Below are 16,990 nucleotides of genomic sequence, written 5' to 3'. Positions count from 1 at the left end.
AGACTACTGTAGCTCGGCCTGAAACCCGGCTTCAGCGGGCACCGACCACGCTGGGCAGCGCATCGGCCTCGATGGTTTCGAGGCGGTAGCCGAGGCCGTAGATGGCCAGCAGCAGGAAACCGTTGGCCGGACGCAGGTCGAGCTTGGTCCGAAGCCGCGAGATGTGCGTGTCGAGCGAGCGCGACAGCGCCTCGATGCCGAGGCCCCAGACGGCTTCGTGCAGATGCTCGCGCGAGAGCAGCCGGCCGAGGTTCTGGAACAGGAAGAGCGCGAGTTCGTATTCCCGGTTCTTCAGCTCGACCTGCACGCCCCGCACCTTCAGTACGCGCGAAGGCGGGTAGAAGTGATAGGGGCCGAAGACCAGTTCGCTCTCGTGCTGGGCCGGGTAGGACCGTCGCAGCAAGGCGTTGACGCGGGCCTCGAGTTCGCCGGAGCGCGTGGGCTTGGCCATGAAGTCGTCGGCTCCCGCATTGAGGCCTTCGACCATGTCGGCCTCGCCGGGCTTGTCGGAGACGAAAAGAATGGGAACGCGGCTGTTGAGATCCCTGCGGATGGTCGCGACCACCTCGGGCCCCTTCATGTCGGGGAGATCCCAGCCGAGTATCAGCAGGTCGAAGGTCTGGCGGCGCATCGCCTGCAGCAGCGCCTTTCCTTCCGTGTAGGGATGGCACTCATGTTCGAGCGCCGCCATGGTTTGATTGATCCGCCTGAAGTGGTCTACACCTTCGTCGAGTACCGCGATTCGCATTCCAAACCCCTTTTTTCCTCCCTTCGTCAGCTTCCGTGAACTGGCGATTCTTGGGCAGAAGTGTATCTATCTGCGACTAAGGTAAAGTTTTTGGGATTGCAACTAATGCACGCAAATCGTGGATTTCTGATTGCTTGTTAACGAAATTGGCGACAGTTGGATACAAATAGAGATTTCGAGCGATGGCGTTGCGGACGTCTTCGCGGCTCGGTTCCGCAGGTCGCTGGCAGCGCGGGGTGCCGCTCCATGGTCCGTCCCGCTAGCGAATACCCCAATTCGCTATCAATTGAATAGCTGAAGTTATAGTATCCATAAGCTCCTCCACGCTTTGGGATGAAAACGACAGAGCGTTTCGGCGACAGCTCCCGGCTGTAATCTTGCTGTAAGCTGCCGGCACATTCCCCCTGTGCCCCTTGCTCTGAGGAGATCTCTATGCTGATAGGCGTGCCCGCCGAGACACTGGCAGGCGAAACCCGCGTGGCTGTTACACCTGAGACGGTGAAGAAACTGGTCGCCTCAGGGCACACCGTACGGGTACAGGTAGGAGCGGGCGTGGCAGCCAGCGTGACCGACGCGGCCTACCAGGCCGCAGGCGCGGAGATCACCGACCAGGCCGGCGCCTTCTCCGCCGACATGGTCCTCAAGGTCCGCACACCCACCGAGGCCGAGACCGCGCTGCTGAAGCCCGGCGCCGTCGTCATCGGCATGCTCAACCCCTTCGACGCCGCCGGCCTGCAGCGCCTGGCGGCAGCCGGCGTCACCGCCTTCGCGCTCGAGGCCGCCCCGCGCACCACCCGCGCCCAGAGCATGGACGTGCTCTCCTCGCAGGCCAACATCGCCGGCTACAAGGCCGTGATGATCGCGGCCGACAAGTACCAGCGCTTCTTCCCCATGCTCATGACCGCGGCCGGCACGGTGAAGGCCGCGCGCGTCGTCATCCTGGGCGTGGGCGTGGCGGGGCTGCAGGCCATCGCCACCGCCAAGCGCCTGGGCGCCGTCATCGAGGCGTCCGACGTGCGCCCGAGCGTCAAGGAGCAGATCGAGTCGCTGGGCGGCAAGTTCATCGACGTCCCCTACGAGACCCAGGAAGAGAAGGACGCGGCCGAAGGCGTGGGCGGCTACGCGCGGCCGATGCCCGCGAGCTGGCTCACCCGGCAGCAGGCCGAGGTCGCCAAGCGCGTGGCGCTGGCCGACGTGGTCATCAGTACCGCGCTCATCCCGGGCCGCGCCGCGCCCACGCTCATCACCGAGGACATGGTCAAGTCGATGAAGCCGGGCTCGGTGATCGTCGACATCGCGGCGGGCAAGGGCCCAGTCAATCCCGATGGTGGCGTCGGCGGCAACTGCCCGCTGTCGGAGGCCGACAGGACCGTCGTGAAGCACGGCGTGACCATCGTGGGCGAGACCAACCTCGCCGCGCTCGTGGCGGCGGATGCGTCGGCGCTCTATGCGCGCAACGTGCTCGACTTCCTCAAGCTCATCGTCACCAAGGAGGGCGCGCTGAAGATCGACCTCGAGGACGACATCGTCGCCGCCTGCCGCGTCACGCAGGACGGCCAGGTCACGAAGAAGTAATAACGCCCGTCGAGGAGAAGAACATGGACATCGTCTCTCACACCGTCATCAACCTGATCATCTTCGTGCTGGCGATCTACGTCGGCTACCACGTCGTGTGGACTGTCACGCCGGCGCTGCACACGCCGCTGATGGCCGTGACCAATGCCGTCTCGGCCATCGTGATCGTGGGCGCCATGCTGGCGGCCGCGCTCACGACCACGCCGCTGGGCAAGACCATGGGCGTTCTGGCCGTGGCGCTGGCCGCGGTGAACGTCTTCGGCGGCTTCCTCGTCACGCGGCGGATGCTGGAGATGTTCAAGAAGAAGGACAGGAAGGCCGCACCGAAGGCTGAAGAGGGAGCCGCCAAGTGAGCATGAACCTCGTCACGCTGCTATACCTCGTCGCCAGCGTCTGCTTCATCCAGGCCCTCAAGGGCCTGAGCCATCCCACCACCTCCATCCGCGGCAACATCTTCGGCATGACCGGCATGGCGATCGCCGTGCTGACCACCGTCGCGCTGATCCACGGGCTGACGCGCTCGCTCAACGTCGACTTCGGCACCGGCATCGCCTGGGTGCTGGCCGCGGTCGTCGTCGGCGGCGGCCTGGGCGCCTACATGGCCAACAAGGTCGAGATGACCAAGATGCCCGAGCTGGTTGCCTTCATGCACAGCATGATCGGCCTGGCGGCGGTGTTCATCGCGGTGGCCGCGGTGGCCGAGCCATGGGCCTTCGGCATCACCGCCGCGCCTGCCGCTGCGCTCATCGGCGCGCAGACGCCGGACGGCGCCGTCATTCTCGACGGCTTCGTGCGCTACGCGATTCCCCCCGGCAACCGGCTGGAGCTGTTCCTGGGCGCGGCCATCGGCGCCATCACCTTCAGCGGCTCGGTCATCGCCTTCGGCAAGCTCTCGGGCAAGTACAAGTTCCGCCTGTTCCAGGGCGCGCCGGTGCAGTTCTCCGGCCAGCACATGCTCAACCTCGTGCTGGGCGTGGCGACCATCGGCCTGGGGCTGGTGTTCGTGTTCACCGAGAGCTGGACGGCCTTCTTCGCGATGCTGGCGCTGGCCTTCGTGATGGGCGTGCTCATCATCATCCCGATCGGCGGCGCGGACATGCCGGTGGTGGTGTCGATGCTCAACAGCTACTCGGGCTGGGCGGCCGCGGGCATCGGCTTCAGCCTGAACAACGCGATGCTGATCGTGGCCGGCTCGCTGGTGGGTTCCTCGGGCGCGATCCTGAGCTACATCATGTGCAAGGCCATGAACCGCTCGTTCTTCAACGTGATCCTGGGCGGCTTCGGCGGCGAGGCGGCCGCGGCCACGGGCGGCGCGAAGGAGCAGCGCCCGGTGAAGAGCGGCAGCGCCGACGACGCGGCCTTCGTGCTCGGCAATGCCGAGACGGTGGTGATCGTGCCGGGCTACGGCCTGGCCGTCGCCCGTGCCCAGCACGCGGTGAAGGAGCTTGCGCAGAAGCTCACCGAGAAGGGCATCACCGTGAAGTACGCCATCCACCCGGTGGCCGGCCGCATGCCCGGCCACATGAACGTGCTGCTGGCCGAGGCCGAGGTGCCCTACGACCAGGTGTTCGAGATGGAGGACATCAACGGCGAGTTCGGCCAGGCCGACGTGGCGATCATCCTGGGCGCCAACGACGTGGTGAACCCGGCCGCGCACACCAAGGGCAGCCCGATCTACGGCATGCCGATCCTGGAGGCCTACAAGGCCAAGACCGTCATCGTGAACAAGCGCTCCATGGCCGCGGGCTACGCCGGCCTGGACAACGAGCTGTTCTACCTGGACAAGACGATGATGGTCTTTGGCGATGCTAAAAAAGTAGTGGAAGATATGGTCAAGGCCATCGAATAGGCCGAAGGTCCCCGTCCGCGCAGCGGACGAGTTCTTCGCGGCGCCACTTCGTGCGCCGTTTTCGTTTTCAACAGTCCGACTCCCGGAGGAGACAAATCCAATGACCGATCGTCCCTGGCTCAGCAGCTATCCGCAGGGCGTGCCCGCCGATATCGATGCCTCGCACTACCCCTCGCTGGTCGCGCTCATGGAGGAGAGCTTCACGAAGTACGCCGACCGCACGGCCTACAGCTTCATGGGCAAGGACATCAGCTACGGCGAGACCGACAGGCAGAGCAAGTCGTTCGCCGGCTACCTGCAGGGCCTGGGCCTCGCCAAGGGCGACCGCGTCGCGGTGATGATGCCCAACTGCCCGCAGTACCCGATCGCGGTGGCGGGCATCCTGCGCGCGGGCCTGATCCTGGTCAACGTCAATCCGCTGTACACGCCGCGCGAGCTGGAGCACCAGCTCAAGGACTCGGGCGCGAAGGCCATCGTCATCATGGAGAACTTCGGCACCACGCTGCAGCAATGCATCGCGAGCACGCCGGTCAAGCACATCGTGCTGGCTTCCATGGGCGACCGCCTCGGCTTCCTCAAGGGCGCGCTCGTCAACTACGTGGTGCGCAACGTCAAGAAGATGGTGCCCACCTTCAGCCTGCCGGGCGCGGTGCGATTCAACGACGCGCTCGACAAGGGTGCGGGTGCCTCGTTCAAGCCCGCGGCCATCGGGCCCGACGACGTGGCGGTGCTGCAGTACACCGGCGGCACCACCGGCGTGTCGAAGGGCGCCGTGCTCCTGCACCGCAACGTGATCGCCAACGTGCTGCAGTCCGAGGCGTGGAACGAGCCGGTCATGAACAAGGTGCCGGCCAACGAGCAGCCCACGGGCGTGTGCGCGCTGCCGCTGTATCACATCTTCGCGTTCACGGTCGGCATGATGCTGAGCATGCGCACGGGCGGCAAGCTGATCCTGATCCCGAATCCGCGCGACATCCCCGGCGTGCTGAAGGAGCTGTCGAAGCACACGATCCACAGCTTCCCGGCCGTCAACACGCTGTTCAACGGGCTCGCGAACCACCCCGACTTCAACACCGTCAACTGGAAGAACCTCAAGGTCTCGGTGGGTGGCGGCATGGCGGTGCAGGCCGCGGTGGCGAAGCTCTGGCTCGAGAAGACGGGCTGCCCGATCTGCGAGGGCTACGGCCTCTCCGAGACCTCGCCCTCGGCCACCTGCAACCCGACCAACAGCACCGCCTACACCGGCACCATCGGCCTGCCGCTGCCGAGCACCTGGCTCAAGCTGCTCGACGACGAAGGCAACGAGGTGCCCGCGGGCGAGCGCGGCGAGATCGCCATCAAGGGCCCGCAGGTGATGGCCGGCTACTGGCAGCGCCCCGACGAGACCGCCAAGGTCATGACGGCCGACGGCTACTTCAAGAGCGGCGACATCGGCGTGGTCGACGAGCGCGGCTACTTCAAGGTGGTCGACCGCAAGAAGGACATGATCCTGGTGTCGGGCTTCAACGTGTATCCGAACGAGGTCGAGGACGTTGTCGCACTCATTCCGGGCGTGCTCGAATGCGCAGCGGTCGGCGTGCCCGACGACAAGACCGGCGAGGCAGTGAAGCTCGTCATCGTCAAGAAAGACCCTTCGCTCACGGAGGCTCAGGTGCGCGAATACTGCAGAGCAAACCTTACGGGTTACAAGCAGCCGCGCATCGTAGAGTTTCGTACCGACATGCCGAAGACGCCGGTCGGAAAGATCCTTCGCCGCGAGCTGCGCGACGCCAAGAAGTAAGTGCGCAAGCGTGCGCTGAAGTAAGGGTTCGGCCCGGGTGGGGCCGAGGCATCGATCTTGCATATTCGCGGGTCGATGCTCAGGTTTGTCTTTACCCGTTTGAGTCTGTTGGTGCCGACCTTCTTCGGCATGACACTGCTCGCCTTCTTCCTCATCCGGCTGGTGCCGGGTGACCCCATCGAGACCATGGCCGGCGAGCGCGGGATCGACCCCGCGCGCCACGCCGAGCTGCGCACCGCCTACGGCTTCGACAAGCCGGTGATCGTGCAGTACGGCATCTACATCGCCCGCGTGCTACACGGCGACCTCGGCAAGTCGCTCATCACGCAGGACACGGTGATGAGCGAGTTCCTCTCGCTCTTCCCGGCCACGGTCGAGCTCGCGGTGTGCGCCATCCTCTTCGCGCTGCTGCTCGGGCTGCCCGCGGGCATCCTCGCGGCGGTGCGGCGCAACTCCATCTTCGACCACGGCGTGATGGCGACCTCGCTCACCGGCTACTCGATGCCGATCTTCTGGTGGGGGCTGCTGCTCATCCTGTTCTTCTCGGTGCAGCTCGGCTGGACGCCCGTGTCGGGCCGCATCGCGGTGCAGTACTACGTGGAGCCCGACACCGGCTTCCTGCTGATCGACGCATTGCGCGCTGGCGATACCGACGCCTTCTGGTCGGCACTGCACCACCTCGTGCTGCCGGCCGTGGTGCTTGGCACGGTGCCGCTCGCGGTCATCGCGCGCATGACGCGCTCGGCCATGCTCGAGGTGCTGGGCGAGGACTACATCCGAACCGCGCGCGCCAAGGGCCTGTCGCGCTTTCGCGTGGTGGGGCTGCATGCGCTGCGCAATGCGCTCATTCCGGTGGTGACAGTGATCGGCCTGCAGGTGGGCGTGCTGTTCACGGGCGCGATCCTCACCGAGACGATCTTCTCCTGGCCCGGCGTCGGCAAGTGGCTCATCGAGGCCATCGGCCGGCGCGACTATCCGGTGCTGCAGGGCGGCATGCTGCTGCTCGGCGGCATCGTGATGCTGGTCAACCTTCTCGTGGACGTGGCGTACGGCGTCATCAACCCGCGGATCAGGCGCTGAGCTTCCCCATGGCGACAACCACGCAAATCACCGTTTCCGACGGTGCGGGCAAGAGCACCGCACCTCCCGGCCCCTGGCGCGAATTCTGGACGGCCTTCTCGGCCAACCGGGGCGCGGTCATCGGGCTCGCCACCATCGTCGTGCTGCTGCTGGTCGCGCTGCTCGCGCCGTGGATCGCGCCGCATGCGCCCAACGAGACCAACAGCGCCGCCTTCCTGCAGCCGCCCGCGTGGCAGCAGGGCGGCTCGATGAGCTACCTGCTGGGCACCGACGCCATCGGCCGCGACATTCTTTCGCGGCTCATGTACGGCGCTCGCCTGTCGCTGTCGATCGGCGTCGCGGTGGTGGCGTTGTCGGTGGTCGTCGGCATCGTGCTCGGTCTCGTCGCGGGCTTCTTCCGCGGCGTGCTCGAGATCGCGATCATGCGGCTGATGGACATCGTGCTCACGCTGCCCAGCCTGCTGCTGGCCATCGTGATCGTCGCGATCCTCGGGCCGGGCCTCGTCAACGCGATGCTCGCGGTGGCCATCGTGGTGCTGCCGCACTACGTGCGCATCACGCGCGCGGCCGTCATCGCCGAGGTCTCGCGCGACTACGTCACCGCAGCGCGCGTGAGCGGCGCCGGCACGCTGCGGCTGATGTTCCGCGAGGTGCTGCCCAACTGCGCCGCGCCGCTGATCGTGCAGGCCTCGCTCGGCATCTCCACCGCCATCCTCGATGCGGCGGCACTCGGCTTCCTCGGCCTCGGCGCGCAGCCGCCCTCGCCCGAATGGGGAACCATGCTGGCCGACGCGCGCGAGTTCGTGCTGCGCGCGTGGTGGGTCGTCACATTCCCCGGCATGGCCATCCTCGCTGCCGTGCTCGCATTCAACCTCCTGGGCGACGGGCTGCGCGATGCGCTCGACCCGAAACTGAAACGCTAGCATGAAGCACACCCCCAGGCTTGCCCACTTCGTGTGGCCTCCAACCCCCTTGCGGGGGGCGACACCGGCGGCCCGGCAAAGCCGGTTCCGCGGTGTTCCTGGAAGATTCCTTTCGGGCCGGAGTCACTGAGATGCCCCTGTTGGAAATAAAGGACCTGCACGTCGAGTTCCCTACGCAGGGCGGCGTGCTTCATGCGGTCGACGGCGTGAGCCTCAGCCTCGAGGAAGGCGAGGTGCTCGGCATCGTCGGCGAATCGGGCTCGGGCAAGAGCGTCACGATGATGGCGCTGATGGGGCTCGTCGGCTTCCCGGGCCGGGTTCGCGCGCAGCACATGCGCTTCGCGGGCAACGACCTGCTCGGCATTTCCGACAAGGCGCGCCGCGCGCTGGTCGGCAAGGAGGTCGCGATGATCTTCCAGGAGCCGACCACCAGCCTCAACCCCTGCTTCACCATCGGCTTCCAGCTGATGGAGACGCTGCGGCTGCACCTGAAGCTCGACAAGCGCGAAGCGAAGAAGCGCGCGACCGAGCTGCTCGAGCAGGTCGGCATTCCGGCCGCGTCGTCGCGCCTGGGCAGCTTCCCGCACCAGCTTTCCGGCGGCATGAACCAGCGCGTGATGATCGCGATGGCCATCGCCTGCAATCCGCGCCTCCTGATCGCCGACGAGCCGACCACGGCGCTCGACGTGACCATCCAGGCGCAGATCCTCGACCTGCTGCGCGACCTGCAGAAGGAGCGCGGCATGGCGCTCGTGCTCATCACGCACAACATGGGCGTGGTCAGCGAAATGGCGCAGCGCATCGCCGTGATGTATGCGGGCCAGGTGATGGAGCACCAGCGCGTCGACCGGCTCTTCGCCCAGCCGCAGCATCCCTACACCGAGGCGCTGCTCGCGGCACTGCCCGAGCGTGCCGCGCCCGAGGGCCGCCTTGCCACCATCAGCGGCGTGGTGCCCGGCGTGCACGACCGGCCCGCGGGCTGCCTGTTCGCGCCGCGCTGCAGCTACGTCACCGAGCGCGCCTGCCAGGTGCGTCCGGCGCTGCGCGAGTCGCACGGCGCCGAAGTGCGCTGCCACTTTCCGCTCGACGATCCAGGCCGCGCGCAAGCCATCGCGAGCGATCCGCCGAAGCACCGAGCGGTGGAGGCCGCGGCATGAGCGAGGCATCGGCAAGCGCATCCGGCGAAGTGGTGGTCGAGGCGAAGAACCTCCAGCGCACCTACGACATCCGCCGCGGGCTGTTCCGTGCGCCCTCGCAGCTGCGCGCGGTGGGCGACATCTCCTTTCGCATCGAGCGCGGCCGCACGCTGGCGGTGGTGGGCGAATCGGGCTGCGGCAAGTCGACGCTGGCGCGCATGGTCGCGCTGATCGAGAAGCCGACGGCGGGCCGGCTCACGCTGGTCGGCGCCGACGCGGTCGACACACCGGCCGAGCGCAAGCGCGAGCTGCGCCAGGCCGTGCAGCTGGTGTTCCAGAACCCGTACGGCTCGCTCAACCCGCGCAAGAAGATCGCGACGGTGCTGGAGGACCCGCTGGCCATCAACACCAGTCTCGGCAGGCAGGAGCGCGCGGCCAAGGCGCGCGACATGCTCGCGCGCGTGGGCCTGCGGCCCGAGTACGCCAACCGCTATCCGCACATGTTCTCCGGCGGCCAGCGCCAGCGCATCGCCATCGCACGCGCGCTGATGCTGAGCCCGCGCCTGCTGGTGGCCGACGAGCCGGTGTCGGCGCTCGACGTGTCGATCCAGGCGCAGGTGCTGAACCTGCTGGCCGACCTGCAGGCCGAGCTGGGGCTGGCCTACCTCTTCATTTCGCACGACCTGGGCGTGGTGCGGCACATCGCGCACGACGTGCTCGTGATGTACCTCGGCCATGCGGTGGAGCAGGGCCCGAAGTCGCGCATCTTCGCGCGGCCGCTGCATCCGTACACGCAGGCGCTGCTGGCCTCCACGCCGGGGCTCAGCAGCCAGCGCATCGTGCTCAAGGGCGAGCTGCCTTCGCCGCTGAACCCGCCTTCGGGCTGCGTGTTCAGCACGCGCTGTCCGCACGTGCAGCAGCGCTGCCGCGAAGAGCGGCCGCTGCTGCGCGCGCTCGACGAGCGGCAGGTGGCCTGCCACTACGCGGAGAAGTTCCTCGAAGGCGCGCCGCTCGTGCGCGCCGACGTTCCGCCCGCCGCCGCCGTGGCGGCGAATCCCTAGCGTTCCTTCGGGTTCCGTTGCGTTTCCCGTTCTCGCAGTTCCTTCAACCGTGTATCAAGGAGTCCACATGAAGACCCAGCCCACCGTTTCGCGCCGCTCACGAAGCCTGGCGCTCCTGGCACCGACAGCGCTTGCAGCCCTTACCCTGGCCTGCGGCGCGGTGTCTGCCAAGACGCTGGTGTATTGCTCGGAGGGCAGCCCCGAGAATTTCTATCCCGGCATGAACACCACCGGCACCTCGTTCGACGTGACCACGCAGGTCTACAACACCATCGTCGAGTTCGAGCGCGGCGGCACCAAGGTCGTGCCCGGCCTCGCCGAGAAATGGGACATCTCGCCCGACGGCACCGTCTACACCTTCCACCTGCGCAAGGGCGTGAAGTGGCACACCACCAGCAAGAGCTTCAAGCCCACGCGCGACTTCAACGCCGACGACTTCATCTTCATGATCGAGCGCCAGTGGAAGGAGAGCGACCCCTTCTTCAAGGTCACGAGCCAGAACCACTCCTACTTCAACGACATGGGCATGCCCAAGCTGCTGAAGTCGGTCGACCGTATCGACGACTACACGGTGAAGATCACGCTCAACCAGGCCGAGGCGCCGTTCCTCGCGAACCTGGCGATGCAGTACGCGGGCATCCAGTCGAAGGAATACGCCATCGCGATGCTGAAGGCCGGCACGCCCGAGAAGGTCGACCAGGACCCGATCGGCACCGGTCCCTTCTACCTGGTGCAGTACCAGAAGGACGCGATCATCCGCTTCAAGGCCTTCCCGCAGTACTGGGGCGGCAAGGCCAAGATCGACGACCTCGTGTTCGCGATCACGCCCGACGCCTCGGTGCGCTGGGCCAAGCTGCAGAAGGGCGAGTGCCACGTCATGCCGTACCCGAACCCGGCCGACCTCGACGCGATCCGCAAGGACCCGAACGTGCAGGTGCTGGAGCAGCCCGGCCTGAACGTGGGCTACCTCTCGTACAACACGACGAAGAAGCCCTTCGACGACGTGCGCGTGCGCAAGGCCATCAACATGGCGATCAACAAGAAGGCCATCATCGACGGCGTGTACCTCTCGACCGGCGTGGCCGCGAAGAACCCGATCCCGCCGACCATGTGGTCCTACAACGATGCGGTGAAGGACGATCCGTACGACCCCGAGGCCGCGAAGAAGCTGCTGGCACAGGCCGGCTTCCCCGACGGCTTCTCCACCGACCTGTGGGCCATGCCGGTGCAGCGCCCCTACAACCCCAACGCCAAGCGCATCGCCGAGCTGATGCAGGCCGACCTCGCCAAGATCAACGTCAAGGCCGAGATCAAGAGCTTCGAGTGGGGCGAGTACCGCAAGCGACTGCAGGCCGGCGAGCACCAGATGGGCATGCTGGGCTGGACCGGCGACAACGGCGATCCGGACAACTTCCTCTACACGCTGCTGGGCTGCGCTTCTGCCAAGTCGGCCAGCGGCAGCAACATCTCGAAGTTCTGCTACCAGCCGTACGAAGACCTGGTGCTGAAGGCCAAGAGCGCGACCAAGCAGTCCGAACGCGACGCGCTCTACAAGAAGGCCCAGCTGATCTTCAAGGAGCAGGCGCCGTGGTTCACCATCGCGCATGCGGTGCAGCTGAAGCCGGTGCGCAAGGAGGTGGTCGACTTCAAGCTGAGCCCCTTCGGCCGCCACACCTTCTACGGCGTGGATATCAAGTAAACCCCCAGGCTTCGCGCACTTCGTGTCGCTGCGCCAACCCCCTTGCAGGGGGCAACACCAGAGGCCCGGCGAAGCCGGTTCCTCGGTGTTCCTGGAAAGAGAAATACCGTGAGCACCCTGTCGCCAGCGCCCATCGCCATCGTCGCAGCGATGCACGAGGAGCTGGGCGCGCTTCTCGCGCTGATGCCCGACGAGCAGCGCGTGCGCGTCGCGGGCCGCGACTTCTGGGTAGGCCATCTGCACGGCCGGCCGGTGGTCGCGGTGCTGTCGCGCATTGGCAAGGTCGCGGCGGCGATCACGGCCACGGTGCTGCTGGAGCGCTTCGGCGCGCGGGCCATCGTGTTCACCGGCGTCGCGGGCGGACTGGCGCCGGGCGTGGACGTGGGAGACGTGGTGGTCGCGACGCAGCTGCTGCAGCACGACCTCGACGCCTCGCCGATCTTCCCGAAGTACGAAGTGCCGCTGATGGGGCTGTCGCGCTTCGCTGCCGACGCGGCCATCGGCGATGCGCTGGCGGAGGTCGCGCGGCAGACGCTGCGCGATCCGGTGGCGCTGCTGGGGCAGCAGGCCGTCGACGAATTCGGCCTTCGTTCGCCGAAGGTGCATCGCGGCCTGCTGTTGAGCGGCGACAGGTTCGTCTCGACCACGGCCGAGAGCGCGGCGCTTCAGCGCGCCTTGCCCGATGCGCTCGCGGTGGAGATGGAGGGCGCCTCGGTCGCGCAGGTGTGCCACGACTACGGCGTGCCCTTCGCGGCGATGCGCACGATCTCGGACCGCGCCGACGATGCCGCGCACGGCGACTTCTCGCGCTTCGTCGCTGCGGTGGCGAGCCGCTACAGCCTCGCGCTCGTCAATGCGTGGCTGGCTTCGCTGCCGGCCGAACTTGGCTGAATTCAGCCGAGAGAAGGCGTGCGGCGGCGCGGGATGTCGCGCAGCAGCGGCGGGATCGACAGCGCCAGCAGCAGCGCCGCCAGCGGCACCACGCAGACGAAGCCCACGTACTTGAAGCCCAGCGCGCCCGCGGCGCCGCCGAGCACGAACATGCCGACCAGCCCGCCCGCGCGGCGCATGCGGCTGCGGTCGTGCCGCACGGGCAGGGGATGGTCCTGCTGCGACTTCGAGCGGCGGTTCCAGTAGAGCATCTTGCCGATCTCGATGCCCATGTCGGTGATGTTGCCGGTCATGTGCGTGGTGCGGATGCTGCCGCCCGAGGTCTTGGAGGCCACCGCGTTCTGCAGCCCCATGATGAAGGACAGCAGCAGCACGGTGAGCGGCACCGCGAAGGGCGTCGCCCAGGTCAGCGTGATGGCGCCCATGAGACCGAAGGGAAACATCAGCGCCGCCTCGAGCATCAGCGGCAGCGCGTACACGCCGTGCATGCGGTGCTGGCGGCCCCAGTTCACGAGCACCGCGCACACGGCCGCGCCGGTCAGGAAGGCGAGGATCGCGCCCAGCGCGTTCAGCAGCAGCTTGACGTTGCCCAGCACCATGCCGTCGGCCAGCTGCGAGGCGAAGCCCGTCATGTGCGAGGTGTACATGTGCAGCACGAGGAAGCCGCCTGCGTTGATGGCGCCGGCATTGAAGGCCAGCAGCAGGCCCAGCGCGGTGTTGGTCGAGGGTGCGCGGTGGCGGTGGGTGAGGAAGCGGATTCTGCGCAAGGTGGCTCTCCAGTCGGCGCTCGGGCCGAAAGCCACTCTAGCACCGGGCGCCCCGCGAGCGCCCGTCGGCAGGCCGCTACTTGAGCCAGCCGCGCCGGCGGAAGTACCACATCGGCACCAGCGCGCTCGCCGCCATCAGCACGATGGCGTAGGGGTAGCCCATGGCCCAGTCGAGCTCGGGCATGAACTTGAAGTTCATGCCGTAGATGCTGGCGATCAGCGTCGGCGGCAGCAGCGCCACGCTGGCCACCGAGAAGATCTTGATGGTCTTGTTCTGGTTGATGTTGATGAAACCGACGGTCGCATCCATCAGGAAGTTGATCTTGTCGAAGAGGAAGGCCGTGTGGTTGTCCAGCGACTCGATGTCGCGCAGGATCTGGCGCGCTTCCTCGAACTGCTCGGCGTTGAGCATCTTGCTGCGCATCATGAAGCTGACGGCGCGGCGCGTGTCCATCACGTTGCGGCGGATGCGCCCGTTCAGGTCTTCCTGCCGTGCGATGGCGCCGAGCACCTCGCCGGCCAGCTCGTCGCTGACGTTGCCCGACAGCACCTTCCTGCTCGCCGCCTCGAGCTCGTCGTAGATGTTCTCCAGCGAGTCGGCCGAGTATTCGGCGTCGGCGTCGAAGAGCTTGAGCATGACTTCCTTGGCGTCCTCGATCAGCCCCGGCGCGCGGCGCGCGCGCATGCGCAGCAGGCGGAACACGGGCACGTCCTCGTCGTGGATCGAGAACAGCACGCCGCGGCTGCGCAGGTCGGTGTTGTGCTGGTTGAGGATGAAGGCCACGCGCACCGCGCGCGGGGCTTCGTCGTCGTCGATCAGGAAGTCGGAGCGGATGTGCAGCTCGCCGTTGTCTTCCTCGTAGAAGCGCGCCGATTCCTCGATGTCCTCGTCCATTGCGTCTTCGGGGATGGACAGGCCGTAGTACTGCTTGATCCAGCGCTTTTCCTCGAGCGTGGGCGACTCGAGGTCGACCCAGATCGGCTGGAACCTGGAGAGCTCTTCGAGGGCCTCGATTTCTTCCTGTACGAGGCGGCCGTTGGCGAGCGTGAAGATGTTGAGCATGGGGCTCACTCCCTGGAATGACGGACTGGACGATGGGCGAGGGAGGGGGGCGCTTTCAATTCCCTGCCCGACGTGCGCAAGAGGCGCGAAGAAAGGCGTCAGTGAAAGGGAGTTGAAAGCTGCCGAGACGGGTCGGTTTCCATTGGAAAAATCTCCGGGTTGCAGCGAGGCGCGATTATGTCACCGGCCATATGTCGGCAAGGCGGCCGGACTGGACGGGCATACAGTAAAGTCGCAGGCATGCAGAGCACTGCGCTTCCCGTTCCTTCCGCTGCGCCCAGGAGCCAGGCAGAGCGCCTGGCGCAGGCGCTGGCCTCGCTCAACGAGGCGCAGCGTGTGGCGGTCGAGCACGGCGTGAGCGCGGCCACCGCCGGCCTGGACGAGCGGCCGCTGCTCGTCATCGCCGGTGCCGGCTCGGGCAAGACCAGCACGCTGGCGCACCGCGTCGCAACCCTCATCGCCGGCGGCGTCGATCCGCAGCGCCTGCTGCTGCTGACCTTCTCGCGCCGTGCCGCACAGGAGATGGAGCGCCGCGCCGGCCGGGTGCTGGCGCAGGTGCTCGGACTGAAGTCCGATGCCCCGCCCGCGCTGCCGTGGGCCGGCACCTTCCACGGCATCGGTGCTCGGCTGCTGCGCGAGTACGCGCCGCAGGTCGGCCTCGACGAGAACTTCACCATCCACGACCGCGGCGACGCCGAAGACCTGATGGGGCTGGTGCGCCACGAGCTGGGGCTTTCCTCCACCGTCAACCGCTTCCCGCGCAAGGGCACCTGCCTGTCGATCTACTCGCGCTGCGTGAACACCCGCGCGCCGCTGGCCGATGTGCTGAAGGAAGCCTTTCCATGGTGCGGCGAGTGGGAGGCCGAGCTGAAGAAGCTGTTCGGCGCGTATGTCGAGGCCAAGCAGCGGCAGAACGTGCTCGACTACGACGACCTGCTGCTCTACTGGGCCGAGATGGCGGCCGAGCCTTCGCTGGCCGCGCACATCGGCGCGCGCTTCGACCACGTGCTGGTCGACGAGTACCAGGACACCAACCTGCTGCAGGCGGCGATCCTGCTGGCGCTCAAGCCCGACGGGCGCGGCGTGACCGTGGTGGGCGACGACGCGCAGTCGATCTACTCCTTCCGCGGCGCCACGGTGCGCAACATCCTCGACTTTCCCTCGCAGTTCACGCAGCCCGCGCGCGTGGTCACGCTGGAGCGCAACTACCGCTCGACGCAGCCGATCCTCGACGTGTCGAACCGCGTCATCGCGCAGGCCGCCGAGCGGCATGCCAAGACGCTGTGGACCGACAAGCCCTCTGCCGGCAAGCCGCTGCTGGTGCTCGTGCCCGACGAGGCGGGGCAGGCGCGCTGGGTGGCCGACAAGGTGCTGGCGCACCGCGAGGGCGGGCTGGCGCTGAAGTCGCAGGCGGTGCTGTTCCGCACCTCGTCTCACAGCGCTGCGCTCGAACTGGAGCTGGCGCGGCGCAACATCCCGTTCGTGAAGTTCGGCGGCCTGAAGTTTCTGGAAGCCTCGCATGTGAAGGACCTGCTCGCGGTGCTGCGATTCGCGCAGAACCCGCGCGGCCGCATGGCGGGTTTCCGCGTGACGCAGCTCATCCCGGGCATCGGCCCCGCCACGAGCGCGCGCCTGCTCGACGCGATGGAGCAGGCGCCCGATCCGGCCCGCGTGGTGCGCGAGTTCGTGCCGCCTTCCGCCGCTCGTGCGCAATGGGCCGATTTCGCGAAGGCCTACGAGGCCCTGCGCGCGCCGGCGCTGAAGTGGCCCGCCGACGTCGAGCTCGCGATGGACTGGTACCTGCCGCACCTGGAGCGGCTGTACGAGGACACCTCCGGCGTGCGGCGCGCCGACGTGGAGCAGCTCGCGCGGCTCGCGGCCGGATACGGCTCGCGCGAACGATTCCTCACCGAGCTCACGCTCGATCCGCCCGAGGCCACGAGCGACCGGCCGGGGCCGCCGCTGCTCGACGAGGACTACCTGATCCTCTCCACCATCCATTCGGCCAAGGGGCAGGAATGGAATTCGGTGCACGTGCTCAACGTGGTCGACGGCTGCCTGCCGGCCGACGTGGCCCAGAGCGCGCACGAACTGGAAGAGGAGCGGCGCCTGCTCTACGTGGCGATGACCCGGGCGCGCGACCACCTGCACCTGCTGGTGCCGCAGCGCTTCCACGTCACGCAGCAGGCGGCGCGCGGCGACCGGCACCTGTATGCCAACCGCACGCGCTTCATCGCCGATGCCGACCTGGAAGGCTTCGAGCAGCAGACATGGCCGCCTGCGCCGGAGCGCCCGCCGGCCGTGCCGCCGCCCAGCTCGGTGATCGACCTGCGCAACAGGATGCGAGCCGCCTGGCGCTGAGAAGGCGAGGCACGAGCAGGCCCTTTCGCCGGCAGGGTCACCGGCTGGCCAGCTCTG

At 67.3% G+C, this 16,990-nt stretch carries 14 protein-coding genes; 11 read left to right on the top strand and 3 right to left on the bottom strand.

The features are described from left to right. Positions 1 to 31: 31 nt before the first annotated feature. Entirely contained in the window at positions 32 to 748 is a 717-nt protein-coding gene (locus ACTJLF_RS15255; protein ID WP_019655559.1) for a response regulator transcription factor, read from the bottom strand. Between the two features lie 432 nt (positions 749 to 1,180). Here ACTJLF_RS15255 and ACTJLF_RS15250 point away from each other — a divergent pair, with 432 nt between their 5' ends. The 10 genes from ACTJLF_RS15250 to ACTJLF_RS15205 all read left to right on the top strand — a co-directional run bounded on the left by ACTJLF_RS15250 (position 1,181) and on the right by ACTJLF_RS15205 (position 12,742). Further along, entirely contained in the window at positions 1,181 to 2,323 is a 1,143-nt protein-coding gene (locus ACTJLF_RS15250) for a Re/Si-specific NAD(P)(+) transhydrogenase subunit alpha (protein WP_440883368.1), read from the top strand. Between the two features lie 23 nt (positions 2,324 to 2,346). Beyond that, positions 2,347 to 2,676 carry an NAD(P) transhydrogenase subunit alpha gene (locus ACTJLF_RS15245; protein WP_019655561.1) on the top strand — a complete coding sequence of 110 codons (330 nt, stop codon included), beginning with the start codon at positions 2,347 to 2,349 and terminating at the stop codon, positions 2,674 to 2,676. Beyond that, positions 2,673 to 4,172: an NAD(P)(+) transhydrogenase (Re/Si-specific) subunit beta gene (locus ACTJLF_RS15240; RefSeq protein WP_440883367.1), complete on the top strand. Its 1,500-nt coding sequence runs from the start codon at positions 2,673 to 2,675 to the stop codon at positions 4,170 to 4,172. Before ACTJLF_RS15245 ends, ACTJLF_RS15240 begins: the two co-directional genes overlap by 4 nt. A gap of 100 nt (positions 4,173 to 4,272) precedes the next feature. Further along, complete coding sequence (locus ACTJLF_RS15235; protein WP_019655563.1) at positions 4,273 to 5,952, top strand: long-chain-fatty-acid--CoA ligase; 1,680 nt, start codon at positions 4,273 to 4,275, stop codon at positions 5,950 to 5,952. 75 nt (positions 5,953 to 6,027) lie between these two features. Continuing rightward, entirely contained in the window at positions 6,028 to 7,032 is a 1,005-nt protein-coding gene (locus ACTJLF_RS15230; protein WP_126184015.1) for an ABC transporter permease subunit, read from the top strand. 8 nt (positions 7,033 to 7,040) lie between these two features. Next, positions 7,041 to 7,955 carry an ABC transporter permease subunit gene (locus ACTJLF_RS15225; protein ID WP_132751995.1) on the top strand — a complete coding sequence of 305 codons (915 nt, stop codon included), beginning with the start codon at positions 7,041 to 7,043 and terminating at the stop codon, positions 7,953 to 7,955. A 131-nt stretch (positions 7,956 to 8,086) separates the two neighbouring features. After that, positions 8,087 to 9,112 carry an ABC transporter ATP-binding protein gene (locus ACTJLF_RS15220; RefSeq protein ID WP_440883366.1) on the top strand — a complete coding sequence of 342 codons (1,026 nt, stop codon included), beginning with the start codon at positions 8,087 to 8,089 and terminating at the stop codon, positions 9,110 to 9,112. Next, on the top strand, positions 9,109 to 10,152 hold the full coding sequence (locus ACTJLF_RS15215) for a dipeptide ABC transporter ATP-binding protein (protein ID WP_019655567.1): 1,044 nt from the start codon (positions 9,109 to 9,111) through the stop codon (positions 10,150 to 10,152). The genes ACTJLF_RS15220 and ACTJLF_RS15215 overlap by 4 nt, the downstream gene beginning before the upstream one ends. Positions 10,153 to 10,219: 67 nt before the next feature. Continuing rightward, the gene (locus ACTJLF_RS15210) at positions 10,220 to 11,851 is read left to right on the top strand and encodes an ABC transporter substrate-binding protein (protein ID WP_019655568.1); all 1,632 of its coding nucleotides are present in this window, start codon (positions 10,220 to 10,222) and stop codon (positions 11,849 to 11,851) included. Between the two features lie 108 nt (positions 11,852 to 11,959). After that, positions 11,960 to 12,742, top strand: a complete 783-nt coding sequence (locus ACTJLF_RS15205) for a 5'-methylthioadenosine/adenosylhomocysteine nucleosidase (protein ID WP_354426101.1) — start codon at positions 11,960 to 11,962, stop codon at positions 12,740 to 12,742. A 2-nt stretch (positions 12,743 to 12,744) separates the two neighbouring features. On the opposite strand, the gene ACTJLF_RS15200 is transcribed toward ACTJLF_RS15205, so the two are convergent. Together ACTJLF_RS15200 and corA are read right to left on the bottom strand one after the other, a co-directional pair. Next, the gene (locus ACTJLF_RS15200) at positions 12,745 to 13,509 is read right to left on the bottom strand and encodes a YoaK family protein (protein WP_019655570.1); all 765 of its coding nucleotides are present in this window, start codon (positions 13,507 to 13,509) and stop codon (positions 12,745 to 12,747) included. Between the two features lie 76 nt (positions 13,510 to 13,585). Next, a complete protein-coding gene (gene corA, locus ACTJLF_RS15195) occupies positions 13,586 to 14,572 on the bottom strand; it encodes a magnesium/cobalt transporter CorA (protein ID WP_019655571.1) in 987 nt (328 codons plus the stop codon). 240 nt (positions 14,573 to 14,812) lie between these two features. Here corA and ACTJLF_RS15190 point away from each other — a divergent pair, with 240 nt between their 5' ends. Beyond that, positions 14,813 to 16,933, top strand: coding sequence for an ATP-dependent helicase (locus ACTJLF_RS15190; protein ID WP_440883365.1), 2,121 nt, complete (start codon positions 14,813 to 14,815; stop codon positions 16,931 to 16,933). The last annotated feature ends 57 nt before the right edge of the window (positions 16,934 to 16,990 follow it).

The organism is Variovorax sp. 22077 (assembly GCF_052044195.1).
Taxonomy (GTDB): domain Bacteria; phylum Pseudomonadota; class Gammaproteobacteria; order Burkholderiales; family Burkholderiaceae_C; genus Variovorax; species Variovorax atrisoli.
This window is presented reverse-complemented; position numbering and strand designations above follow the sequence as displayed.

Bases quoted from the DNA above. Each gene is read 5' to 3' on its own strand.
- ACTJLF_RS15255 (WP_019655559.1), bottom strand. From the start codon at position 748: ATGCGAATCGCGGTACTCGACGAAGGTGTAGACCACTTCAGGCGGATC.
- ACTJLF_RS15250 (WP_440883368.1), top strand. From the start codon at position 1,181: ATGCTGATAGGCGTGCCCGCCGAGACACTGGCAGGCGAAACCCGCGTG.
- ACTJLF_RS15245 (WP_019655561.1), top strand. From the start codon at position 2,347: ATGGACATCGTCTCTCACACCGTCATCAACCTGATCATCTTCGTGCTG.
- ACTJLF_RS15235 (WP_019655563.1), top strand. From the start codon at position 4,273: ATGACCGATCGTCCCTGGCTCAGCAGCTATCCGCAGGGCGTGCCCGCC.
- ACTJLF_RS15230 (WP_126184015.1), top strand. From the start codon at position 6,028: ATGCTCAGGTTTGTCTTTACCCGTTTGAGTCTGTTGGTGCCGACCTTC.
- ACTJLF_RS15225 (WP_132751995.1), top strand. From the start codon at position 7,041: ATGGCGACAACCACGCAAATCACCGTTTCCGACGGTGCGGGCAAGAGC.
- ACTJLF_RS15220 (WP_440883366.1), top strand. From the start codon at position 8,087: ATGCCCCTGTTGGAAATAAAGGACCTGCACGTCGAGTTCCCTACGCAG.
- ACTJLF_RS15215 (WP_019655567.1), top strand. From the start codon at position 9,109: ATGAGCGAGGCATCGGCAAGCGCATCCGGCGAAGTGGTGGTCGAGGCG.
- ACTJLF_RS15210 (WP_019655568.1), top strand. From the start codon at position 10,220: ATGAAGACCCAGCCCACCGTTTCGCGCCGCTCACGAAGCCTGGCGCTC.
- corA (WP_019655571.1), bottom strand. From the start codon at position 14,572: ATGCTCAACATCTTCACGCTCGCCAACGGCCGCCTCGTACAGGAAGAA.
- ACTJLF_RS15190 (WP_440883365.1), top strand. From the start codon at position 14,813: ATGCAGAGCACTGCGCTTCCCGTTCCTTCCGCTGCGCCCAGGAGCCAG.